The organism is Halomonas sp. PR-M31, from assembly GCF_001039575.1.
GTDB lineage: Bacteria > Pseudomonadota > Gammaproteobacteria > Pseudomonadales > Halomonadaceae > Modicisalibacter.
Genome location: NZ_JIBT01000017.1, coordinates 25,568 through 47,607 on the forward strand (window position 1 = coordinate 25,568; position 22,040 = coordinate 47,607).

A 22,040-nucleotide genomic window follows, 5' to 3' on the forward strand; every position below is an offset into this window, starting at 1 on the left:
AATCATGAAACACGGTCTGAAAAGGCTGTGCGGCGCGGGAGCATTATTGCTCCCGCTGTCCGTAGGGGCCGCTCCAACGGTGCAAGATCTGTCATCAGGATCAAGCAATTTCTATCAGAACACCCAAGCTAAAGGGGCTACCGCCGGCGCCAACCTGAGAATACTCAATCAACTTCAGGAGAACGAGCGTCAGATACAAGAGCTGCGTGGCCAGATCGAAGAATTACGCTATCAACTCGAGCAGCAAAAACAGCTTTCTCAAGAGCGTTATCTCGATCTAGAGCAACGTACGGCGCAAGGCAACAGTCAAGCACCTCAAACGCCCGAAGCCGCTCCGCAGTCGTCGACTAACGCGGCAACTGACAATACCTCTGGTAATAATAGCCAGGGCAACGGGCAGCAAGCCTACCAGGCAGCGTTTCAGAAAGTGCAGGCGCGAAATTTCGATGCTGCCGTCGAGGATTTCGAAGCCTTCGTCAATGAGTATCCAGATTCGCCGCTACGCGCCAATGCCTATTATTGGCTGGGCGAACTCTACTCCAGTCGCTCCGAGCTCGAACCCGCCTCTCAGGCGTTCAATCGCGTCGTCGAGGACTATCCTCAGAGCAACAAGATGCCGGATGCTCTGTATAAACTGGGTCTGCTCAAGGCGCGTCAGGGCCAGCCAGATGAAAGCAAGAAGCTGCTTGATCGCGTGCGCCAGGAGTTCCCGCAAAGCAATGCTGCCAGCATGGCCGCGGACTTCATGAATCAATCGGGGCTCTAGGCTAATTAATCGAACATTGCGCGCGGTGGGAACTCAGAAGGTGAACCAAGGAGTCGTGATGATGAACAAGACGGATTATCAGGCGCCTGCCAATCTGCTAAGCGATAAAATCATTCTGGTGACAGGTGCCGGTGACGGCATTGGGCGCGCGGCGGCGCTGACTTATGCACGTCACGGTGCAACGGTAATCCTGCTTGGGCGCACCATTGCCAAACTCGAAAAGGTATATGACGAAATCGAGCAGCAGGGTAGCCCCAACCGGCAATCTTTCCGCTGAATTTTGAAGGGGCGACACTCAAGGATTACCGGGACATGGCCGAAACGCTTGATCAGGAATTCGGTCGGCTCGACGGCATCCTGCACAATGCAGGATTACTTGGGCGTATCACACCCTTTGAGAACTATAATCCCGAGCTGTGGGAACAGGTGATGCAGGTCAATATCAACGGGCCGATCTGGATGACCCAGGCGTTGTTGCCACTGCTCAAGGCATCTAAGGATGCCTCGGTGATCTTTACCTCTTCGAGCGTCGGTCGCAAAGGTCGTGCCTATTGGGGGGCCTATTCCGTTTCTAAATTCGCCACGGAAGGGTTCGTGGAAGTGTTGGCGGATGAGCTCGACAATCTGACTTCCATTCGGGTCAATAGCCTCAATCCCGGCGCCACCCGTACTCAAATGCGCAAAACGGCATTTCCTGCGGAAGACCCTGATGTTTTGCGCACCCCAGAGGACATTATGCCTACCTATTTGTGGCTGATGGGGCCGGATAGCCGCGGGCATAGCGGCGAACGTTTCGATGCCCAACCGTCCAAGAAGTGATCAAGTAATCAAGAAAAAACGCCTCCCACTGGAGGCGTTTTTTTGAAGGATGCAATCTGCTACCGAGTCTCAGCTTCCAATAAAGCAGCTACCAGATCGCTTGGTTTTTCAAACCATTGATCCGCGTTCCAGCTTTGCCGATCTTCGTTCTCGTCGATGTAGCCATAGCCCACGGCGATTGCGCGCATCCCCGCAGCACGCGCTGCCTGCATGTCGCGAATGTGATCGCCAATGTACCAGCACTCTTTTACCGCGACATCTAGGCACCGAGCCGCTTCCCAAAGTGGCTCCGGGTCCGGCTTGCGAACTGGCAGATCGTCCGCACAAAGCAATACGCTGGGATGCAGATCAAGGGCATCAATCAGCGGTGCGGCGTAGGCTCGCGGCTTGTTGGTGACGATACCCCAGCTCCGGGGCGGTTTGGCCCAGCACTCCAGTAAACGCTCCAATCCTTCGAACACCCGGCTCTCTATCGCGACACCTTGACCATAGGCCTCCAGGAGATAAGTGCGTGCGGCAGCATGGTCCGGATGATCCTGTTCCAGTCCTAGCGCGAGGGTAACTAAGGCACTACCGCCGTTCGAGACCTCAGGTCGAATCATTTCGAAAGGCAGTGCCTCAAGCCCATGATGATCGCGCAAGGCGTTGGTTGCCCGGGCCAGGTCCGGCGCGGTATCGATCAAGGTGCCATCGAGATCGAATAGCAACGCCTGAGGACTGGCCAAGAAAAGGGCCGTCACAGCGCCTCCAGAGAGCAGTGCATCATATAATTGACGCTGACGTCGCGAACATTCAGACGATAATGGTGCGTCACAGGGTTATAGGTCAGCCCGGTCTGCTCGCGAACCCGCAAGCCGGTAGCACGACACCAGCTGGAAAGCTCCGAAGGGCGAATGAACTTGCGATATTCGTGGGTGCCCTTGGGCAGCAGTCCCAGAAAGTATTCAGCACCCAAGATCGCAAACGCATAGGCCTTGGGATTGCGATTGATGGTCGAGAAAAAAACATGACCGCCAGGTTTTACCAGAGTGGCGCAGGCGCGCACGACTGCGGCGGGGTCCGGTACATGCTCAAGCATTTCAAGACATGTCACCACGTCGAATTCACCTGCACGCGCATCAGCCATCTCTTCAGCACTTGCCTGACGATACTCCACGTTGGCTCCGGTCTCTTCTTGATGCAATCTAGCTGCGGCAAGAGGCGCCTCACTCATATCGATACCGGTGACCTTGGCTCCTCGGTGCGCCATGGCTTCGCTCAGTATGCCGCCACCGCAGCCCACGTCGATCACCTGTTTGCCTGCCAGACCGGCGCGGCCATCGATGAAATCGAGTCTCAGTGGATTGATGTCGTGCAAGGGCTTGGAATCACCGTCCCGATCCCACCAGCTGCTGCCCAAGGCATCGAACTTGGCAATTTCGGACTGATCCACATTGCCGCGATGGTTTTCGTTTGTATGTTGCGCTGAACTCATGACGCCTCTCCTGGTTGGCTGATACCCGCCATGGCCCGTTGATGTTCGGTGACCATGGAGATGAGTTGATTCAGATCGATATCCATTAGTTCGCCCTCGTTGACCCGGCACTTACCGTCAACCCAGACATGACTCACTTGACGACTGTTCATGGCATACACGATGGCGGAGGCAGGATTATGGACCGGGAGCGTATTGATGGCCTGTAGATTCACGGCGATGAGATCCGCGGCAAAACCTTGGCTGAGTTGGCCGATGCGCTCGCCCAGACCCAGTGCTCGCGCCCCGTTTCGGGTAGCCATGGCCAGGGCCGCCATGGCGGGCAGGGCGGCAGCGTTACCACTTACCCCTTTGGCCAGTAACGCAGCGCTCTTGAGCTCGTCGAACATATCCAGATCGTTGTTGCTGGCAGCGCCATCGGTACCCAGCGCCACATTGACGCCGGCCTCTTGCAATCGTGCCACCGGACAGAACCCGCTGGCCAGCTTCAGATTGGATTGGGGGCAATGAATCACCTGGGTGCCGCTGTCCTGCAGGATGGCCAGATCGTCATCATCGATCTGGGTCATGTGAACCGCCTGAAAATGAGGCCCCAGTAGTCCTGATTCCAACAGTCGTCGCAGCGGGCGTTTGCCATATTGCTCCAGACTCTGTTCGACTTCATCCGCCGTTTCATGCACATGCATCTGTATGGATAGGCCTAGTCGTTTTTGCGCCTCACTCAATCGCGTCAGACTGTCGTCGCTTACGGTGTAGGGTGCATGGGGGCCGAAGGCCAGTGTGATGGTCGGATGATGGCGATAACGCTCGTAGAGTGCTTGGGTAAGCTCGAGGCCATCACTGAAGTTCGCGGCCCAAGGGGTGGGGAAATCGATCAGCGGCGTACAAAGCTGCGCTCGCATGATGCCTTGCTCGAGCACGTCGCCTACCGCCTCCGGCGCCAGATACATGTCTGCAAAGGTAGTGGTGCCAGAGCGCAGCATCTCCGCCATCGCCAGGCGCGTACCATCCGCCACGAATGCCGGGGAGACATGTTTCGCCTCCGCAGGCCATATGTGCTCGTTGAGCCAGATCATCAGGGGCAGGTCGTCCGCATAGCCCCGCATCAGACTCATACCGGCGTGGTTGTGAGCATTTATCAGCCTGGCAACAGGGCATGATGATCAAGGCACAGCCTACGTTTGGCAGTGACATGCTTGCGTGCTTCGTCAATCGGCCAAGGGCCCTTTAGACAGCCATCTTTTATAGCAATGGCGTATCGTTCGAGCACCGGTAGCCCCTCACTCATCGGTAGAATCCAGCGGGCCTCGATCAGTAACTCGACTTCCTGGGTCGCGGTGGATGGCATTACCAACCTCCTTCGGTATCATGCGGGGCATTCTACTATTTCTTGCCGTCCTTTGCGGGGGTTACCACTCGATATCCTTTTATACGTTCGGAGGCGCGAATGACGACAATGACCATCGATTCCAATCCTATCGACCCCATTCGCTGGTGTGACGGCTCGCTGGAGCTGCTCGATCAACGAGTCTTGCCGGAGCGTCATGAGTTGTTGCCTGTCACCAGCGCGAATGACGCCGCAAAGGCCATCGGCGACATGGTCGTTCGCGGCGCTCCAGCGATTGGGATCGCTGCGGCCTATGGCGTCGTGCTGGAGGCGCAGCGAAGCACCGGTGCCGACTGGCATGATCAGTTGAAAGAAGCCATCGAACATCTTGGCGCGTCTCGTCCCACAGCGGTCAATCTATTCTGGGCGTTGTCCCGCATGAGTGCCGTCATTGATGAGCATCGCCATGAGCTTCACCCCCCGGTAACCGCTTTGCTCGAGATGGCAGGCAGCATTCATGCGCGCGATAGAAGCGACAATCTGACCCTGGGGCGATTGGGTAGTGAGCTGATCGCTCGACATGGTCGGTGTAGCGTGATGACACACTGCAACACGGGGGCGCTTGCGACCGGTGGTCACGGCACGGCGCTAGGGGTGATTCGCAGTGCCTGGGCCAAGGGCCTCATCACGCGAGTGCACGTCAATGAAACACGTCCTTGGTTGCAAGGCGCACGCTTGACCGCCTGGGAGCTTCAACAAGAAGAAATTCCGGCGGTATTGTCGGTGGACTCCGCGGCCTCGCTACTGATGGCTCGCGGCGAGATTGGGTGGCTGATAGTGGGTGCCGATCGCATTGCGGCCAACGGTGATGTCGCCAACAAGATCGGCACCTACGCACTAGCAGTACAGGCGCGCCATCACGGCGTCAAGGTCATGGTCGTGGCACCCGTCAGCACCTTCGATCTTTCCTTGGAGAGCGGGGCAGCCATTCCTATCGAAACGCGCGATGCCAGAGAGTTGACTCACCAAGGCGAGCGAGCCGTGGCGCCAGAAGGCATCGAGGTATTCAATCCAGTGTTCGATATCACTCCCGCTGCGCTGATCGATGTCATCGTTTGTGAACATGGCGTGATCGAAACGCCGGAACGTGGCAGCATTGCACGTTTGCTGGCATGACGTCAGAATCCGCGATCGTCATTCACCGTCGATGAGCGGATCACTCACTTCATCAACTCATCATGCAGAAGGGACCCCATGATTCGTAAAGCCGTTCTACCCGTTGCCGGACTCGGTACTCGCTGCTTGCCTGCTTCCAAGGCTATTCCTAAGGAAATGATCACGATCGTCGACAAGCCGGTGATCCAATATGTGGTCGAAGAAGCGGTCAAGGCAGGCATCAAGGAAATCGTGCTGGTGACGCACTCCAGCAAGAGCGCCATTGAGAACCACTTCGACAAGCACTTCGAACTTGAAACGACGTTAGAGGCAAAGGGCAAGAAGGAGCTGCTCGAGGAGCTGCGCGCCATCATCCCTGATGATGTCAGCATCATCAGCGTACGCCAGCCAGAACCGCTGGGCCTCGGCCATGCAATACTTTGTGCCCGCCCAGTGATTGGGGATGACGCCCCCTTCGCCGTGCTGCTACCGGATGTGCTGGTCGATGACGAAGGGCTCGCACACAACGATCTATCCGGCATGATCGACGCCTTCGATGCCAAGGGCGAAGCCCAGATCATGGTGGAGAACGTTCCTCAGGACATGGTGCATAAATACGGCATCGTGGCCCTGGAAGGCGATTCTCCCGAGCCTGGCAAGAGCACCCCCATCACCGGCATGGTAGAGAAACCCGACGTCGAGAAAGCGCCTTCCACTTTGGCAGTAATCGGTCGCTACCTGCTGCCCGGCGCGATCTTCCCGCTGCTGGCCAAAACCACGCCTGGGGCGGGCAATGAAATTCAGCTGACCGATGCCATCGATGCGCTACGCAAGGACAGCAACGTCGCTGCGTATCGCATGCAGGGAGCGACCTACGATTGCGGCCATCAACTTGGCTATCTCGAGGCCACCCTGGTACTAGCCAAGCGCCATCCCAAGTTCGGTAAAGGCTTCAACGAACTGCTCCAGCGCTACGCCAACGAGGGCTGAATCGATGCGTATCATCGTACATGGCAGTGAGCTGGCCGCCGCCGTTGCCGCTACCGCGCTCTCTTCGGTCGGGCATCAGGTGAGTTGGTACCCGCATCCGGACATGCCCTGGTCGCAGCTGCGCGAAGCCCAGTGGTTGAACCGCGAGCCGGTGCTCACCGATCAGCTCGAAGAGAGCTGCTCCTCCGGCGCCCTCAAGCTCGTCGACACGCCGTCTGCACTCACGGAGGCGGACGTAGTCTGGTTGGCCCTGGCACCGGACCAACGTGAAACCGCCGAACATTTCATCGACGCGATTGCCGAATATCAGACGTCGCCGCTGGTGGTAGTGAACAACTCCATGTTCCCGATCGGCCAGACCGAAGCCCTGGAAGGGCTGCTCAGGCATGCCTCTCAGGCAGCCGTCATGCTGCCGGACATGATCGAGGAAGGTCGTGCCTGGCAAGCGTTTACACGGCCGTCGCGTTGGCTACTCGGTTGCGAAGATGACTGGGCGGAGCGCCAGGTACGCGAACTGCTGCGCGCCTTCAATCGTCGTGCCGAGAATATTCATCGCATGCCGCGCCGTGCCGCGGAGCTGACCAAGCTGGCCATCAACGGCATGTTGGCCACCCGCATCAGTTACATGAACGAGGTAGCCGGACTGGCGGACTCACTTGGAGTCGATGTGGAGCATGTGCGCCGAGGCATGGGGGCCGACAGCCGGATCGGCTATGAGTATCTTTATCCGGGCTGTGGTTTTGGCGGTCCCAATTTTTCTCGGGACTTGATGCGTCTGGCAGACGTGCAGATGGCCACCGGTCGGGAATCCCATCTTCTCGAACAGGTCCTCGATATCAACGAGAACAAGAAGGAGACTCTGTTCCGCAAGCTCTGGGGGCATTTTCATGGGCAGCTTGAAGGACGTACCGTGGCTATCTGGGGGGCCGCTTTCAAACCCGGCACTGCGCGCATCGACCACGCCCCGGTATTGACGTTGCTGCGCGCCCTATGGGCTCAGGGGGTACATGTACGCCTTCATGATCCTGCTGCCTTGCCTGCCGTGCGCGCCGAGGTAGGGGACCATCCGCTGCTGACACTTTGCGACAATAATCCCTATGACGCTTGCGAGGGAGCGGATGCATTGATGCTGGTTACCGAATGGAAGCCTTACTGGAATCCGGATTGGCGTCGTCTGAAAGAAATGTTGGGAGCCAAACTGATTCTGGACGGGCGTAACATCTACGACCCCAACTATGTCGCGGCCAGGGGATTGATTTATCGCGGTATCGGTCGCGCGCGGATCCCTGATTCTTGGCATATTTATCGACTGAACCGCCAACGCCACTACGCCCCGCAATGCGGCGTAGTGCGTTACAGCAATCCTGCAACGAGCCGATATGACCTATGAAAGGGTATCAGCTGTAGTTCTGGGCCACGAAATCCCAGTTGATCACGTTCCAGACCGCCTCGAGATACTTAGGACGAGCATTGCGGTAATCGATGTAATAGGCATGCTCCCATACATCGATGGTCAGCAAAGGGGTCTTGCCTTCAGCGATCGGGGTCGAGGCATCATCGGTATTGAGAATATCGACGCCGCTGTCGTCGGTCTTGACCAGCCAGGTCCAGCCGGAACCGAAGTTGCCCGCTGCCTTGGCACTGAACTCCTCCTTGAACTTGTCGAAGGAGCCGAACTTGGCGTTGATGGCTTCAGCAAGGGCACCGGAGGGCTCGCCACCGCCATTGGGAGAGAGGCAGTGCCAGTAGAAGGTGTGGTTCCAGACCTGAGCCGCCTGGTTGAACAAACCACCCGAGGCGGACTTGACGATCTCTTCAAGGGACTTGTTGGCGTCATCGGTGCCGTCGGTCAGATCGTTAAGCTTGGTTACATACGCCTGGTGGTGCTTGCCGTAGTGATATTCCAGGGTTTCCGCCGAGATATGCGGTTCCAGTGCATTTTTCTCATAGGGAAGAGCGGGTAGTTCGAATGCCATTGGTTAACTCCTTTTTTAATTCACCGTGGAATACAGTACTTGATAGAAAACCTTATGATACCAAGCATCTGCAGACATGGTGTCGTATCATCCTAGCAGTCTGCCGCCTGGGAGCCAATCATGCCAACCGCCCAACCAGAGGGTAGCGTTCAGTTCCAGGATCAAAGAATTTTTCGTGTACACCGAATTACGTGAATAACGCAGAACAGATAGTTTAGGAGATGTCATGAATCGCTCGGACGAGCCGCGAATGACGACGCCGATCGTACCGGAGCCCGATAATGAGACGGTACCACGGCATCGTTCATCCTCGCGGCCTGACAACCGTGGCAAGACTCGCGCTCTATGGTTCCTGTGCCTGATCCTGTTGGCGGCGCTAGTGTCGATGGGGGTCTACTACTGGTTCGACCGCCAGGAGTGGCAAACCAAACAGCGTGAACTCGATGGCCAGCTCTCTAACCTGCACGCCCGGTTTGATAGTCTAGACGATCGACAGCAAGGCACTGGGTTCAAGGCACAGCTGAATGAGCTTTCATCGAATCAGCAGTCTTTGAACGATCGTCAGCAAGAACTCGCAACACTGCTGAAGACGCTTCAGGAGCGTGCTGCCAAGATCGATCCAGAGGCGACGGCCAAACGACTTGAAACCGCCCGCAAGGAACGCGATACGCTCTCGGCCACGCTCGATGCCATGGGCCGCTCGCTGACCACGCTGGAACAAAGTGGCGAGAAGGCGCGCGCAGCACTTGATACGCGTTTGAAAGACGCCGGTGCCACGCGAGACGACCTTGAACAGCGGCTACAAGCCATGAATGGAACTATCACCGAACTTGAGGATCAGATTCAGTCGTTTGCCGGTCAAGACCTCGATAAAACACTGGCAACAGTACAGGAACGAATGGATAGTACTGCGTCGCGCATTGAGGCATTGGAAGAAGCCAGCCAACAGCAGCGAGCGCGCTTTGACGAACTCGATGCAGCCATTCAATCCAATCGAGCAAGTCTTACCGAACTGCGTCAAGGACAACTTGTATTGAGTGCCAGTGTGGAAAATCTTAGTGATCGTCTGGAATAATCAACAATAACTCGATAGGGGAAGGGGCAAGGGAAATGCACGAACCTAGAACGCCGCTATTGCTTGAAAGATCCTTTCGCGGCGGCACGTCTGTGTCTGCGACCTCGTTGGTTCGACCGTCGGGAGCAGACTGATCGACCATGGGCACGCTACCTATCAAACAACCGCTGATCCTGTTGTTACTTCTTTCCTGCAGCTTCAAGGCAGTGGCACTCGATACGAAAATCACCGGCGTAGAGGATGACGTCGCCGAGAACGTCGAAAACTACCTGGCTGAACTCGACGCGGACGATTATGGACGCGACCGACTGGAATACGAGATCACCCAGCGCACCGGCGAGGCCCTCAAGGCTTTTGGCTATTACGAACCGCAGTTCGACATCACTCTTCAATATGAAAAGAACGAGGACAAGCAGGACGAAAGAAAGATCAAGCAGGCAAAAATCGCCATCAAGCCCGGCGCCAGAGCCAAGATAACTGTCCTCGATGTCACCTTGCTAAACGATGCCAAAGACGACGAGGCCTTTCAGGAAGCACTTGCCAGCACGCCCCTGAAGGTAGGTCAGCCGCTGCGCCAGGATCGTTACGACAGCTTACGCAGCAAGCTATCCACTTTGTCGCTTGAGCGCGGCTACTTCGACTCTCGCTTTACGGATCATCGTCTGGAGATACGCCCCTGGGAAGAGAGTGCCCGCATTTATCTGACCCTCGACAGCGGTGAGCGTCATGTCTTTGGCGACGTTGACTATCAGGGCAGTCAGATCGAAGTATCGCGACTGCGCAACATGCTCAATTTCGAGCCCGGGGATCCTTACCTCGCTGGTGATCTTGCAGAGTACAATCAGCGCCTGGGTGAGACCGGCTGGTTTCGTAGCATAGCGGTGCGCCCGCGACTGCAGCAGGGCGCGGATACCGTCGCTCAGGCCCAGCGCAACTGGTGGGAAGCCGTCGATCGCCATTCGACCTCGTCGCCCATGCAACCCCAGAAACCTACGTTGCTGGCAAGTGGCGCCATCGAGGCGGCGGTACGTACCGGCAGCGAACGGCCACCGCGAGTGCCTATCGACATTACGTTGATACCGGCGGATCGACACCAGTTCGAAGTAGGTATTGGTTTTGCCACGGACGTAGGGCCACGCACGCAATTTTCCTGGCAGCAGCCTTGGCTCAACGAAAACGGCCATAGCCTCAATCATAATCTGTACCTGTCCGGCCCCGAACAGGAGTTCAGCGGCGAATATCTGATACCGCTGGAAGATCCACTGAGTGATCGTTACGAGGTGCTTTACGGACTCAAGAATCGCGATATCGAGGATACCGAGAGTCTCGAAGCCTCGATAGAGTTCGCTCGCCGCTGGCGTTTTGAAAACGACTGGATACAGCGAATTTATTTTCGCACGACCTACGAGGATTACATCCAGGCGGATCAGGACACCGACATACTGCTCTACTATCCCGGCATCAGCTGGGCTCGTACGCGCACACGTAACCCGCGCTTCCCCACCTGGGGAGATAGTCAGCGTATTACCCTTGAAGTTTCCGATGAAGTCTGGGGTTCCGGGGCGACGTTCGCGCGCGCTATTTTCGACACCCAATGGATTCGTATGTGGGGAAGCAACATGCGCTTCGTGGGACGCGCCGGCATCGGCGCCATGAGTACCGACGATTTCTCGAAGATTCCGCCTTCGCTTCGCTTTTTTACCGGGGGTGATCGAAGCGTGCGGGGCTACAGTTACGAAAGTCTCGCGCCGGAAAACGAAGATGGCGATCTGCTGGGGGGGCAACAGCAGCTCACCGCTAGCATAGAGGCGCAGCGACGTGTCACCGGCGACTGGTGGGGAGCGGCTTTTGTCGATACCGGTAACGCCTTCAACGACTGGTGGCCGGAAGATCTGGCGACCGGGGCGGGCCTTGGCGTGCGCTGGATATCCCCGGTAGGCCCGATTCGTCTGGATGTCGCGCATCCCTTCGATAGCGATGATGCTTTCCGACTGCATTTCGCCATAGGACCCGAGTTTTGATTTTTCTCTTGCTTCGTTTATTGCTGTGGTTACCGTTCTGGTTACTGGGTCTATTGTTGTTTCTTCTTGGGCTGGCCCTATCGCCCTGGGGCACCGGCTGGTTGATATCCCAGGTCGAGAAACGCGATTTCCTGCAGGTGGAAAGCGTCAGCGGAGCACCGCTGGATGAGTTCACGCTGACCGGGCTTGCACTCGATGCCGGCCCAGCCCGTATCAAGGTAGGGCGATTGCATCTGGACTGGGCGGACGACTGCGTGTTTGACGGCAAGCTGTGTCTGGATGCTCTTCAGCTCGAGGAGGTCGATGTTCGTATCGCCCAAAGCGATGCCACCGAACCAGAGCCAACGCAGGAAACGACGGACGAGGGCGGATTGCCTTCGATCACGCTGCCATTCCCCATCGAACTGCGCGCCATCGAGCTGCGCGATGTGGACGTTCGTCTGGCGGATGGCACACGCTTGACCTGGCAGCGCTTTACCACCGGCGCCCGGCTTGCGGGCCATTCCGCGACCCTGCTGCCAACCCGGCTGGTCAACAGTGAACTGCGCCTGCCGGTATCGCCGGGTCAGGCCTTGGCCATTAGCGACACCTCTGGCAACGCATCTTCCAGTGAAAGCGATCAGGCCATGCCACTCTTGTCTCAGCCACGTCTGGCGAGCGAAGCAATCGATGCCGCCAATGACGTTATCACGGATGATTCTCGAGAAACGGTGGCAGAAGAGTCGGCTACCGACCAGCCCGCGGAGACGGACACTCGTCCGCTACAGGAGCGCGAACGCCTGGACCTGCCGGATATCGAACTGCCCATGGACGTCAATGTCCCTAGCCTGGTGGTCGAGGATTTTCGTATCACCGGACCGACCGAGCAGACGGTGGAGCGTCTGGCCATCAGCCTGAAAGGGCACGGCCATGAGGTACGCCTTTCGAGTCTGGCACTGGCGTCGACGGCGGCGGATGCAGAACTTTCCGCAAACGTCACATTGAAGGATGACTACCCGCTTGGGCTCGATCTCGATGCACGTATCAAACAGCAGCCATTGAACGGCGAGCGTCTTCGATTGACTCTTGATGGCAGCCTGTCCGACCTGACTGCCAATCTGACAACCACGGGTCCATTGGCGGCCAAATTGAAGGCTCAGGCTGACGTGCTGGCCCCCACAAAGCCCTTTGACATAGCCCTGAATGCCGAGCGTCTGGAATGGCCCTTGCCTCAGCCAGAACCAGAGTCTTCTCGGGATAAATCCACCCAGGAAGCACCCTCCTCGGAAGACACGGCATCGGCAACCTCTGGGACGAAAGAGTCCTCAACTCAAGCAACGCCAGAGAGTTACGTAGTGCAGGATCTCGTGCTCAAAGCCAATGGTGACTTGAGTGATTATGATGCGGCGTTATCCGGCCTCGTTTCCGGCTCTGCGCTGCCGGAGAAAGTGCAGGTGGCGCTGAAAGGCAATGGCGATCTCGAACGCTTTTCCTGGACACCGCTTGCGCTTTCAACCGGTAGCGGTTCCTTGATCAGCCGCGGTGAAGCACGCTGGGCACCAGACGTGGACGTCGATGCCACGCTGCATCTGGACGACTTTTCACTCGATGCGCTGACGGATGCGGTCAGCGGGCGTCTCGATGGCGATGCCCAGGCACATTTTGCATTGAACGAGGAGGGTGGCTGGCAGCTAGACATTCCCCAACTTGATATCGATGGCACCTTGCAGGATCGCCCTTTATCACTCGATGCAAAGCTCGATGGAAACAGCGACATGCGCTGGAACATCGAGCAGTTGCGTCTGCGCCAGGGCGAGAACCGCTTGACGGCCAAAGGCCATATTGCAGAGCGCATGGATCTTTCCGGTGAAATCGACGCGCCGGCCCTTGAAACCCTGCTGCCGGAGCTGGGCGGGCGCATACAGAGCCGCTTCTCGGTCGCTGGAACCTTCGAAGCGCCCCAGCTCGATCTGAGCATGGATGCCACGGATCTACGCTACGCACAAAACTCGCTTGAGAGCCTACAGCTCGACGCAAATATTGAAGGCCTGGACGATCCGTCTCTTGATGTCGCTCTGGATATCAGCGGTGTCGACGCAGCAGGACAGCGCTTCTCCGATATCGATTTGACCCTCGACGGCCGGCTTTCGGATCATCAGCTCGATTTTTCCACTAACGCAGCGGAGGGAATGCCGCTATCTCGTGCGTCTCTTGCATTACAGGGCGGTCTCAACGCCGCTCGCGATCGCTACAAAGGGCGTCTCACAGCGCTTGAAGTGGATAGCGAACAGGCGGATCTACGCCTTGAAGAGGCCTTGGCTTTCAACGCCAATCTAACTGCCGCCAGCGTCGAGGCGTCGCCATTTTGTCTAGTGCGCCAGCAAGGAGGGCGTCTGTGTGTTACCGAGCCTCTCAAGGCGTCCGCCGAGCGTGGTGCTGCCACGCTAGCATTGAACGACTTCCCCATGGAGATGATCTCTGCCGCGTTACCGGAAAACTGGTCTGCGCAGGGCCAGACCAACGGTCAGTTCGATCTAAGCTGGGCTTCCGGCGGTCGCTGGTCGGCCCAGGCCGAGGTCCAAAGCAATCTTGCCATCGATGGCCGTGATGCGTTTGGCAAGCCTTGGTCGGTGCCTGCGGCCTCCTTGAACGCCTCTCTCGATGCCAGCGACTCGAAGGCTCAGATAGAGGCACGCCTAGGGCTCGAGCAAGCCGGCGCGGTGCAGCTCAATCTTCAGATCGACGATCCGACAGGGCAGGCGTCTCTCGATGGGCGTCTGGGTATCGACGACATTCGGCTGGCCCCTTATCGACGCCTGACCACTGCCCTGGACGAGCTCGAAGGCTCCCTCAACGCCGATATCGGGCTTGGAGGCAATCTGGAAGAACCGCGTCTTACCGGCAATATTCGGTTGGACAAGCTGCGTGCTCAAGGCCAGGACATTCCCGTCAAGGTGCGCGATGGCAATCTCGCCGTTCAGCTTCAGGGTGACAACGCCGATCTCGAGGGTTTCATAGAGGCGCAACAAGGGCGCATCAATCTCGACGGCAAGGCCAGCTGGCCAACCCCGCAGGAGTGGCGGGCGGAAATTGATCTGGACGGCACCGACGACCCCTTGCTGGTGGTGCTGCCGGATTTCGGCCGACTGCGGGTAGCCCCGGATCTCGAGGTTCGTGCGACACCTGAGCTGCTACGTATCGGCGGTGAGGTACGCATTCCCTGGGCACGGCTGAGCGTAGCCGGTACGCCTCCCTCGGCGATCGCGCCGAGTTCCGATGCGGTGGTCATTACTCGGGAAGATGAGGAGGAAGCCAGGCGCAAAGCCGAACAGGCCGCGGAGCAAGCCGGTCAACGGGCCGGGGAAGCCACTTCCGAGGCGCTCAATGAGGCCGGTATGCAACTCGACGTTGAAGTCGATTTGGTTTTGGGGCCGGATGTGCAGCTGGAAGCCTATGGCTTGGAAACGTCGTTGAACGGCACGCTACAGGTACGTCAGGACAGCGGACCGGTACAGCTATTCGGCGACGTCAATCTGGAAGATGGCCGCTATCAGGCCTTTGGTCAGGATTTGATCATTCGTCGTGGTCAGGTACTGTTCAGTGGGCCTGCCTCTCAGCCACGGCTGCAATTCGAGGCCATCCGTAACCCGGACGTCACCGAGGATGGTGTGATCGCGGGGCTGCGTGTGACGGGACCTGCGGAACAGCCGCGTCTGAAAATATTCTCCGAGCCGGCCATGGACGAGAGCCGTGCGCTTTCTTATCTGCTGCGCGGCCGGGCGCCAGACGACGCCGGCGCCGGGGCCGATAGCGCCTTGACCTCGGCCCTGATCGGATTGACCTTGTCTCGCACGGGCAACGCCGTCGGGCAAGTAGGGCAGGCCTTCGGTATCAATGATTTGTCTCTGGATACCGCAGGCAGCGGCGATGACAGTCAGGTAGTGGTCAGCGGCTATCTGTTCGACGACCTCAAGGTGAGCTACGGCGTGGGTATCTTTTCGCCTATTGCGGAGTTGACCCTACGCTATAAATTGCTTCAGAACCTGTATGTCCAAGCGGTGTCCGGCGCCGCTCAGGCAGTGGATCTGATCTATACCTTCAATCTTGGTCGCAGCGATAACAGTATTGGTAGTAATGCCGATAGCTTTGGACGCAATAGCGGCAACATTGGAAGCAGCGAGGATATTGATGCTCGTTGAACATCATTACTCATTATCCGTCTAATCATGTCTATGCAACCAAGCATGCTTGAACGTTTGAAAGGAGTGTTTGCCATGTGGACGCGCAATAAACAACAGCTACCATCTACCGACGAAGCTTTGCCTGGACGCGAAACGCCAATGAATATTTCGGGCAAGCATCTGGTCAATGGTCGCTCATTGTTGCCGCCTTTCCCGAATGGATATGAGGACATTGTATTGGGGCTGGGTTGTTTCTGGGGGGCAGAGCGTTTGTTCTGGAAGCTACCTGGGGTGTATGTCACTGCGGTGGGCTATGCCGGAGGTGTTACATCCAATCCCAGCTATGAAGAAACCTGCAGTGGACGTACTGGTCACGCTGAAGTGGTACGAGTGATTTATGACCCTGAAACGACCAGCCTGTCGACGTTACTGCAGACCTTTTGGGAGGCTCACGATCCCACTCAGGGCATGCGCCAGGGCAATGACGTGGGAAGCCAGTATCGTTCGGCGATCTACACCACCAGCGATGCCCAGCAGCGACAGGCTATCGAAAGCCGCGATCATTATCAGCAGGCGTTACAAGACGCAGGCCGCGGCACTATCACGACAGAGATCAAGCCCTTGGAGAATTTCTATTACGCCGAGGAGTACCACCAGCAATATCTGGCCCGCAACCCCAACGGCTACTGTGGATTGAGAGGAACCGGAGTGAGCTGCGCGATAGGCTGAAACTCATTGCCTGAATGCCGGTGCTAGCTTGCTGTTAATTCAGCGGTTGTCATGAGCGACTGATCAAGGGGCTTAGTGGACAAGGTATCGGTGTCCAGTCCTGCAACTGACGCATCACACGCCGGGTGAGCCAGGAGCTTAGCCGGCCCTTTTGCACATCGGTGAAGCCGACATGCCCTCCCTGAGGCGTGATCTCCACTCGTACGGCGTCGCTGGGCACAGGTAGGCGATCAAATAGATTTGCCGGCAAGAAAGGGTCATCCGCAGCTTGGATGATCAACGTGGGCAACTCGATCTCTCCCAACAAACGCCCGGCAGACGCCCGCCGATAATAATCGCTGGCCGAGGCAAACCCATGAAGCGGCGCCGTCACCTGGTCATCGTAAGCCCAAAAACTATCAAGCCGCCTCAATTGCTGAGGCATTAGATCGATCGGAAATGATTCTTTTGCCATTTTGCGGGCAGTCTTGTCATGCAGGGATTTGAGCAGGTGACGCTGATAGACCCGGGTAAAACCACGGTTGAGGGCATCGGCGCTGGCAGCCAGATCCAATGGCGCACTGATAGCGATGGCGCCTGCAAGATCGAGCCCATCGCCGCCTTGTTCCGCCACCAGCTTGACCAGCATATTGCCGCCCAGGGATACACCGGCGGCAACCTTAATGGCATGGGGATAGCGTTTGGCAAGCTGACCGATGAGCCAATAGGCGTCCGCCGTGTCCCCGGAGTGATATGCACGGGGCAGGCGGTTGAGGGTTTGCCCGCAGCCGCGAAAATGCATCAACAAGGCCCGCCAACCCAGCATCGATGCCGCGGACAGCAGATCCCTGGCATAGGGAGAATCGAAAGAGCCTTCCAGTCCGTGGAAAAGAATGAACAGCGGCGCATCCTGACGTCTGGGCGCCGGGCACACCCAAGCCAGTTCGACGAAATCACCGTCCGGCAGATCAAGAATTTCCGTATCCCGCGCAAGCGGTGTCAAGGCGCGCAGACGAGGCAGCAGCGTCTGCACGTGACAGTTGTGCAGCCCTCGGGGTGCGTGAAAATCAGCAGAGACAATGACACCAGACATGGCAACCTCTTGATATCTTCTCGTTCGCACCCGTTGCGTTGCGCAGCAGCCCATGACGCTTCGGGCAGGCTTTTCAGGCTGAATTCACGTTGAACTAGTCCTGGTCGTTGTCCGATATTGGCTTGCAGCGATCGACCCGATAAAGCTGTGGCACCTGATCGAGGCCGTCGATCCTGCAACCGAGCTCGGTGACCAGGCCATCATCCAAGCTATAGACCCAACCATGCAGCGAGAGTGACTGACCACGTAGCCAGGCTCGCTGGACGATCTTGGTGTGCGCCAGGGTATTTACCTGACTTTCGACATTAAGTTCACACATACGATCGACCTGCTGTTTGAGCGGTAATTCCCCAAGTTCGCTTCGATGGCGACTGTAGAGCTCCCGCACCGAATGTAGCCAGAAGTCGACCATGCCGTTGTCGCCGCCGGTGATAGCGGCCTTGATTCCGCCACAGCCGTAGTGCCCCACGATCATGATGTGTTTGACCCTTAGTACATCGACGGCGAACTGCACCACCGAAAGGGCATTCATGTCGTTGTGATACAGAACATTGGCCACGTTGCGATGCACGAAAACCTCGCCCGGTGGCAAATCGATGATCTGGTTGGCGGGTACGCGGCTGTCGGAACAGCCGATCCATAGATAGTCAGGGTTCTGCTGTTGAGACAAGCGAGAAAAGAACTCGGGATCCTGTTCGCGCATGGTCTTTGACCAGGTACGATTCTGCTCGAGCAGTCGTTCAATATCGCTCACTATTTTCTTCCTCCAGGCTTGTCGACCCCGAACTTTTACTCCTCGTCATAGGCTGGGTCAATCGGCGGTATTACTGCCGAAGGACGCTCTAGGCTGGTATCATCGCCGCAACTCAAGAAAATCGCCGCAACTCAAGAAAGGAGAGCAACCAACGTGGCTGATTACGATTATGACCTGTTCGTCATCGGAGCTGGTTCCGGTGGCGTGCGTGCAGCACGCACTGCAGCCGCCACAGGCGCTCGGGTCGCCATTGCCGAAGATCGTTACCTTGGCGGCACCTGCGTCAACGTCGGCTGTGTCCCCAAGAAGCTTTATTCCTATGCGGCGCATTTCCATGAGGCTTTCACCGATAGTGCCGGCTTTGGTTGGCAATTGCCTCAACCAGCACAGTTCGACTGGGCAACGCTTCGGGATAACAAGATCGAGGAGATCAAGCGTCTCAACGGTATCTATGGCCGTTTGCTGGACGGCGCCGATGTTCGCCTGATTCATGGCCGAGCCCGAATCGTCGATGCACATCGCGTGGAAGTCGCGGGTGAAACCGTTAGCGCGGCCAAGATTCTGGTGGCAGTGGGAGGCTGGCCCTGGATTCCTGATTTCCCGGGTAAAGAGTACGCAATAAGCTCCAACGAGGTGTTCGACCTCGAAACCTTCCCCAAGCGCTTTTTGGTGCTGGGGGGCGGTTATATCGCCGTCGAATTTGCCAGCATCTTCAACGGGCTGGGTAGCGATTCACATCTGATTTACCGCGGCGAACTGTTCCTGCGTGGTTTTGACCATGAGGTGCGGGAGTTCACTCGGGATGAAATGATGAAAAAGGGCGTCAAGCTGCATTTCGAGACCACCATCGAGTCCGTCGAGAAACAAGGCGATGCACTGAAAGTGTCACTGACCAACGGTGAAGTTCTGGAAGTCGATGCGCTCCTGGCTGCAACGGGTCGGCGTCCGCACCTTCAAGGACTCGGTCTGGACAAACTCGATATCGAGCTGAATTCGGATGGCACGCTCAAGGTCAATGATCGTTTCGAGACCTCTATACCTTCCATTCTGGCCTTGGGCGATGTCACCGGAGCCCCGGAGCTTACGCCGGTCGCGTTGGCGGAAGCGATGCACATGACCCGTGTGCATTTCGCCGATGAGCAAGCGACTGCGTTGGATTATGACAACATCGCCACTGCCGTGTTCTGTCATCCCAACATCGGCACCGTGGGCCTGTCCGAAGAAGCAGCTCGAGAAGAGTTTGATGCAATACGCGTCTATACCGCGGATTTTCGTCCCATGAAGCACACCTTGTCGGGAAGCGATGAGCGCTGTCTCATGAAACTTATCGTCGACGATGCCAGCGATCGTGTGGTCGGTGCCCACATGGTGGGGGAGGATGCAGGCGAGTTGATCCAGGGGATCGCCATTGCCGTTCGTGCAAAGCTGACCAAGGCGGATTTTGATGCCACGGTTGGCATTCATCCCACAGGTGCGGAAGAATTCGTCACCATGAGAACACCGACTCGCCGTTGAGTCTCATTATTGCGAGACAATAGATTTTAGGCCGTCCAAAGGACGGCTTTTTTAGTTCTTCATGGCAGGGTTTGATCTAAACTCAAGAAATCGAGTTTAGATGTCGATAGGCGCCTTGTATAACAAAAAATTATAGATAAACCATAAAGCAATAACGCTTTATTTTGATTGATGCGCAGGCGCCTGTTACAATTTCACCCATACTCGCAATGGCGATCCCGGACATGGATGCATCCACACAACCGTTCACTCCGTCAGCGGACCTGGCAAAAAGCAGTATTGCAGATGCAGTCGTTGGACAAGCAGACAATCCTTTGTTCATCCGAAAACCCGCCACGGAAGATGGCTGGGGTATCTACGAGCTGGTGAAATCTTGTCCGCCGCTGGATGTCAATTCAGCCTATGCCTATCTGCTGTTGGCCACTCAGTTTCGTGACAGCTGTGCAGTGGCAACCAATGAAGAAGGCGAAATCGTGGGTTTCGTCTCCGGTTATACCAAGCACAGTGCGCCAGACACCTATTTTCTGTGGCAAGTGGCCGTTGGCGACAAAGCCCGAGGAACCGGACTGGCAAGGCGCCTGGTCGAGGCGATACTGAGCCGTCCGGAACTGGCATCGGTACGGCATCTCGAAACCACGATCACACCGGACAACACTGCCTCCTGGGGCTTGTTCAAGCGCCTTGCGGATCGCTGGCAGGCGCCGTTGAACAGCCGAGAATATTTTTCCACCGACCAGCTGGGTGGAGAACACGATCCCGAAAACCTGGTGCGCATCGGCCCCTTCGATCCCCAGCGCATCTAAGCCACGATTTCTAACATTCATTTATTCAGCAAGAGGTCATTGCATGCAAACCCAGATTCTCGAACGTATGGAATCAGAAGTTCGTACCTATTCTCGTTCGTTTCCCACGGTATTCACGAAAGCCCAGGGGGCGAGGCTGCATACGGAAGATGGTCAGCGCTACATCGACTTCCTGGCAGGCGCGGGTACGCTGAACTATGGCCACAACAATCCCAAGATCAAGCAAGCGCTGATCGATTACATCACCTCCGATGGCATCGTTCATGGGCTGGACATGTGGACCGAGGCCAAGCGCGATTATCTCGAGACGTTGGAAGAGGTCATCTTCAAACCGCGCAACCTGAACTACAAGGTGCATCTGCCCGGACCTACAGGCACCAACGCCGTAGAGGCGGCCATTCGTCTGGCCCGAGTCGCCACCGGTCGTCATCACATCGTATCCTTCACCAATGGTTTTCACGGTGTGACCATGGGCTCGCTTGCCACTACCGGCAATCGCAAGTTCCGTGAGGCTACCGGCGGCATCCCCACGCAAGGGGCCAGCTTCGTGCCCTTCGATGGCTACATGGGTGACCATGTCGATACCCTGGATTACTTTGAGAAGTTGCTGGGTGACAATTCCGGTGGCCTTGATCGTCCTGCAGGCGTCATCATCGAAACCGTGCAAGGCGAGGGCGGTATCAACGTCGCGGGCCTCGACTGGCTCAAGCGTCTTGAACAGATCTGTCGCGATCATGAAATTCTGCTGATCGTAGACGACATTCAGGCGGGCTGCGGACGCACGGGCAAATTCTTCAGCTTCGAGCATGCAGGCATCACGCCGGACATCATTACCAACTCCAAATCGCTATCCGGCTATGGGCTGCCGTTTGCTCACGTGCTGATGCGCCCGGAACTGGATAAGTGGAAGCCGGGTCAGTACAACGGTACGTTCCGCGGGTTTGCACTGGCATTTACCACGGCGGCCGCTGCGATGCGGGAATATTGGTCGAATGACGTGCTCGAGCGCGATGTTCAACGTAAAGGGCGTATCGTCGAGGATCGCTTCCAGAAGATTGCCGCCTGGTTGAACGAAAAAGGGTTGAGCGAAGAAAAAGGGCACGCCGCAAGCGAGCGCGGACGCGGGCTGATGCGAGGCCTGGACGTCGGCTCAGGGGATATCGCCGACAAGATCACGGCTCAGGCATTCAAGAATGGTCTGATCATCGAAACCTGCGGTTCGGATGGACAGGTCATCAAATGCCTCTGCCCGCTGACGATCAGCGATGAAGACCTGCTGGAAGGATTGGATATTCTTGAAGCCAGCGCCAAGGAAGCTCTAAGCTGATTTCGCTGATGCGACAAAACGGGCAGCTTGTCTGACAGCGCTGCCCGACTATTTTAGAAAGCCTCACAAGAAAAGGA

At 57.0% G+C, this 22,040-nt stretch carries 18 protein-coding genes and 1 pseudogene; 12 read left to right on the forward strand and 7 right to left on the reverse strand.

What is annotated here, in order from left to right; genetic code table 11:
* The first annotated feature begins 4 nt into the window (after positions 1–4).
* Together ybgF and CH74_RS05775 are read left to right on the forward strand one after the other, a co-directional pair.
* Positions 5–766, forward strand: coding sequence for a tol-pal system protein YbgF (gene ybgF / locus CH74_RS05770; RefSeq protein ID WP_048306528.1), 762 nt, complete (start codon positions 5–7; stop codon positions 764–766).
* 58 nt (positions 767–824) lie between these two features.
* A pseudogene (locus CH74_RS05775) lies at positions 825–1,585 on the forward strand (YciK family oxidoreductase).
* 59 nt (positions 1,586–1,644) lie between these two features.
* Here CH74_RS05775 and CH74_RS05780 read toward each other — a convergent pair.
* Genes CH74_RS05780 through CH74_RS19405 form a run of 4 tightly spaced genes read right to left on the reverse strand, consistent with a single transcriptional unit; the run spans position 1,645 to position 4,407 of the window.
* Positions 1,645–2,325 (reverse strand): HAD-IA family hydrolase, encoded by a 681-nt coding sequence (locus CH74_RS05780; RefSeq protein WP_048306529.1) that lies wholly within the window; start codon positions 2,323–2,325, stop codon positions 1,645–1,647.
* On the reverse strand, positions 2,322–3,059 hold the full coding sequence (ubiG, locus tag CH74_RS05785) for a bifunctional 2-polyprenyl-6-hydroxyphenol methylase/3-demethylubiquinol 3-O-methyltransferase UbiG (RefSeq protein WP_048306530.1): 738 nt from the start codon (positions 3,057–3,059) through the stop codon (positions 2,322–2,324). The genes CH74_RS05780 and ubiG overlap by 4 nt, the downstream gene beginning before the upstream one ends.
* Positions 3,056–4,174, reverse strand: coding sequence for an amidohydrolase family protein (locus CH74_RS05790; RefSeq protein WP_253272964.1), 1,119 nt, complete (start codon positions 4,172–4,174; stop codon positions 3,056–3,058). Before CH74_RS05790 ends, ubiG begins: the two co-directional genes overlap by 4 nt.
* A 23-nt stretch (positions 4,175–4,197) precedes the next feature.
* Positions 4,198–4,407, reverse strand: coding sequence for a hypothetical protein (locus tag CH74_RS19405; protein WP_253272965.1), 210 nt, complete (start codon positions 4,405–4,407; stop codon positions 4,198–4,200).
* A gap of 99 nt (positions 4,408–4,506) precedes the next feature.
* Here CH74_RS19405 and mtnA point away from each other — a divergent pair, with 99 nt between their 5' ends.
* The 3 genes from mtnA to CH74_RS05805 all read left to right on the forward strand — a co-directional run bounded on the left by mtnA (position 4,507) and on the right by CH74_RS05805 (position 7,921).
* A complete protein-coding gene (gene mtnA, locus CH74_RS05795; protein WP_048306531.1) occupies positions 4,507–5,562 on the forward strand; it encodes an S-methyl-5-thioribose-1-phosphate isomerase in 1,056 nt (351 codons plus the stop codon).
* A 78-nt stretch (positions 5,563–5,640) separates the two neighbouring features.
* On the forward strand, positions 5,641–6,531 hold the full coding sequence (galU, locus tag CH74_RS05800) for a UTP--glucose-1-phosphate uridylyltransferase GalU (protein ID WP_048306532.1): 891 nt from the start codon (positions 5,641–5,643) through the stop codon (positions 6,529–6,531).
* A gap of 4 nt (positions 6,532–6,535) precedes the next feature.
* Positions 6,536–7,921 (forward strand): nucleotide sugar dehydrogenase, encoded by a 1,386-nt coding sequence (locus CH74_RS05805; RefSeq protein ID WP_082140306.1) that lies wholly within the window; start codon positions 6,536–6,538, stop codon positions 7,919–7,921.
* A 7-nt stretch (positions 7,922–7,928) separates the two neighbouring features.
* Here the strand turns inward: CH74_RS05805 and CH74_RS05810 are convergent, their stop codons facing one another.
* Entirely contained in the window at positions 7,929–8,507 is a 579-nt protein-coding gene (locus CH74_RS05810; RefSeq protein ID WP_048306533.1) for a superoxide dismutase, read from the reverse strand.
* A gap of 226 nt (positions 8,508–8,733) precedes the next feature.
* Between CH74_RS05810 and CH74_RS05815 the strand changes: the two genes are divergently transcribed.
* The 4 genes from CH74_RS05815 (at position 8,734) to msrA (ending at position 16,492) form a co-directional block, all read left to right on the forward strand.
* A complete protein-coding gene (locus CH74_RS05815) occupies positions 8,734–9,582 on the forward strand; it encodes a hypothetical protein (RefSeq protein ID WP_048306534.1) in 849 nt (282 codons plus the stop codon).
* Positions 9,583–9,722: 140 nt separating this feature from the next.
* A complete protein-coding gene (locus CH74_RS05820) occupies positions 9,723–11,603 on the forward strand; it encodes an autotransporter assembly complex family protein (RefSeq protein WP_048306535.1) in 1,881 nt (626 codons plus the stop codon).
* Between the two features lie 8 nt (positions 11,604–11,611).
* The gene (locus tag CH74_RS05825; RefSeq protein WP_253272966.1) at positions 11,612–15,781 is read left to right on the forward strand and encodes a translocation/assembly module TamB domain-containing protein; all 4,170 of its coding nucleotides are present in this window, start codon (positions 11,612–11,614) and stop codon (positions 15,779–15,781) included.
* A 75-nt stretch (positions 15,782–15,856) separates the two neighbouring features.
* On the forward strand, positions 15,857–16,492 hold the full coding sequence (msrA, locus tag CH74_RS05830) for a peptide-methionine (S)-S-oxide reductase MsrA (RefSeq protein ID WP_048306536.1): 636 nt from the start codon (positions 15,857–15,859) through the stop codon (positions 16,490–16,492).
* 49 nt (positions 16,493–16,541) lie between these two features.
* On the opposite strand, the gene CH74_RS05835 is transcribed toward msrA, so the two are convergent.
* Positions 16,542–17,564, reverse strand: a complete 1,023-nt coding sequence (locus CH74_RS05835) for a hydrolase (protein ID WP_048306537.1) — start codon at positions 17,562–17,564, stop codon at positions 16,542–16,544.
* A 94-nt stretch (positions 17,565–17,658) separates the two neighbouring features.
* Positions 17,659–18,318: a carbonate dehydratase gene (gene can, locus CH74_RS05840; protein WP_048306538.1), complete on the reverse strand. Its 660-nt coding sequence runs from the start codon at positions 18,316–18,318 to the stop codon at positions 17,659–17,661.
* A gap of 153 nt (positions 18,319–18,471) precedes the next feature.
* On the opposite strand from can, the gene gorA reads away from it, so the two are divergent.
* The 3 genes from gorA to ectB all read left to right on the forward strand — a co-directional run bounded on the left by gorA (position 18,472) and on the right by ectB (position 21,963).
* On the forward strand, positions 18,472–19,833 hold the full coding sequence (gene gorA, locus CH74_RS05845; protein ID WP_048306539.1) for a glutathione-disulfide reductase: 1,362 nt from the start codon (positions 18,472–18,474) through the stop codon (positions 19,831–19,833).
* A gap of 224 nt (positions 19,834–20,057) precedes the next feature.
* Entirely contained in the window at positions 20,058–20,636 is a 579-nt protein-coding gene (gene ectA / locus CH74_RS05850) for a diaminobutyrate acetyltransferase (RefSeq protein WP_048306540.1), read from the forward strand.
* Positions 20,637–20,679: 43 nt separating this feature from the next.
* The gene (gene ectB / locus CH74_RS05855) at positions 20,680–21,963 is read left to right on the forward strand and encodes a diaminobutyrate--2-oxoglutarate transaminase (RefSeq protein WP_048306541.1); all 1,284 of its coding nucleotides are present in this window, start codon (positions 20,680–20,682) and stop codon (positions 21,961–21,963) included.
* The last annotated feature ends 77 nt before the right edge of the window (positions 21,964–22,040 follow it).

Coding starts and splice junctions, on each gene's coding strand:
- ectA (WP_048306540.1), top strand. CDS start 20,058: ATGGATGCATCCACACAACCGTTCACTCCGTCAGCGGACCTGGCAAAA.
- msrA (WP_048306536.1), top strand. CDS start 15,857: ATGTGGACGCGCAATAAACAACAGCTACCATCTACCGACGAAGCTTTG.
- galU (WP_048306532.1), top strand. CDS start 5,641: ATGATTCGTAAAGCCGTTCTACCCGTTGCCGGACTCGGTACTCGCTGC.
- mtnA (WP_048306531.1), top strand. CDS start 4,507: ATGACGACAATGACCATCGATTCCAATCCTATCGACCCCATTCGCTGG.
- CH74_RS05815 (WP_048306534.1), top strand. CDS start 8,734: ATGAATCGCTCGGACGAGCCGCGAATGACGACGCCGATCGTACCGGAG.
- ectB (WP_048306541.1), top strand. CDS start 20,680: ATGCAAACCCAGATTCTCGAACGTATGGAATCAGAAGTTCGTACCTAT.
- CH74_RS05810 (WP_048306533.1), bottom strand. CDS start 8,507: ATGGCATTCGAACTACCCGCTCTTCCCTATGAGAAAAATGCACTGGAA.
- CH74_RS05820 (WP_048306535.1), top strand. CDS start 9,723: ATGGGCACGCTACCTATCAAACAACCGCTGATCCTGTTGTTACTTCTT.
- CH74_RS05790 (WP_253272964.1), bottom strand. CDS start 4,174: ATGAGTCTGATGCGGGGCTATGCGGACGACCTGCCCCTGATGATCTGG.
- ybgF (WP_048306528.1), top strand. CDS start 5: ATGAAACACGGTCTGAAAAGGCTGTGCGGCGCGGGAGCATTATTGCTC.
- CH74_RS05805 (WP_082140306.1), top strand. CDS start 6,536: ATGCGTATCATCGTACATGGCAGTGAGCTGGCCGCCGCCGTTGCCGCT.
- CH74_RS19405 (WP_253272965.1), bottom strand. CDS start 4,407: ATGCCATCCACCGCGACCCAGGAAGTCGAGTTACTGATCGAGGCCCGC.
- ubiG (WP_048306530.1), bottom strand. CDS start 3,059: ATGAGTTCAGCGCAACATACAAACGAAAACCATCGCGGCAATGTGGAT.
- CH74_RS05835 (WP_048306537.1), bottom strand. CDS start 17,564: ATGTCTGGTGTCATTGTCTCTGCTGATTTTCACGCACCCCGAGGGCTG.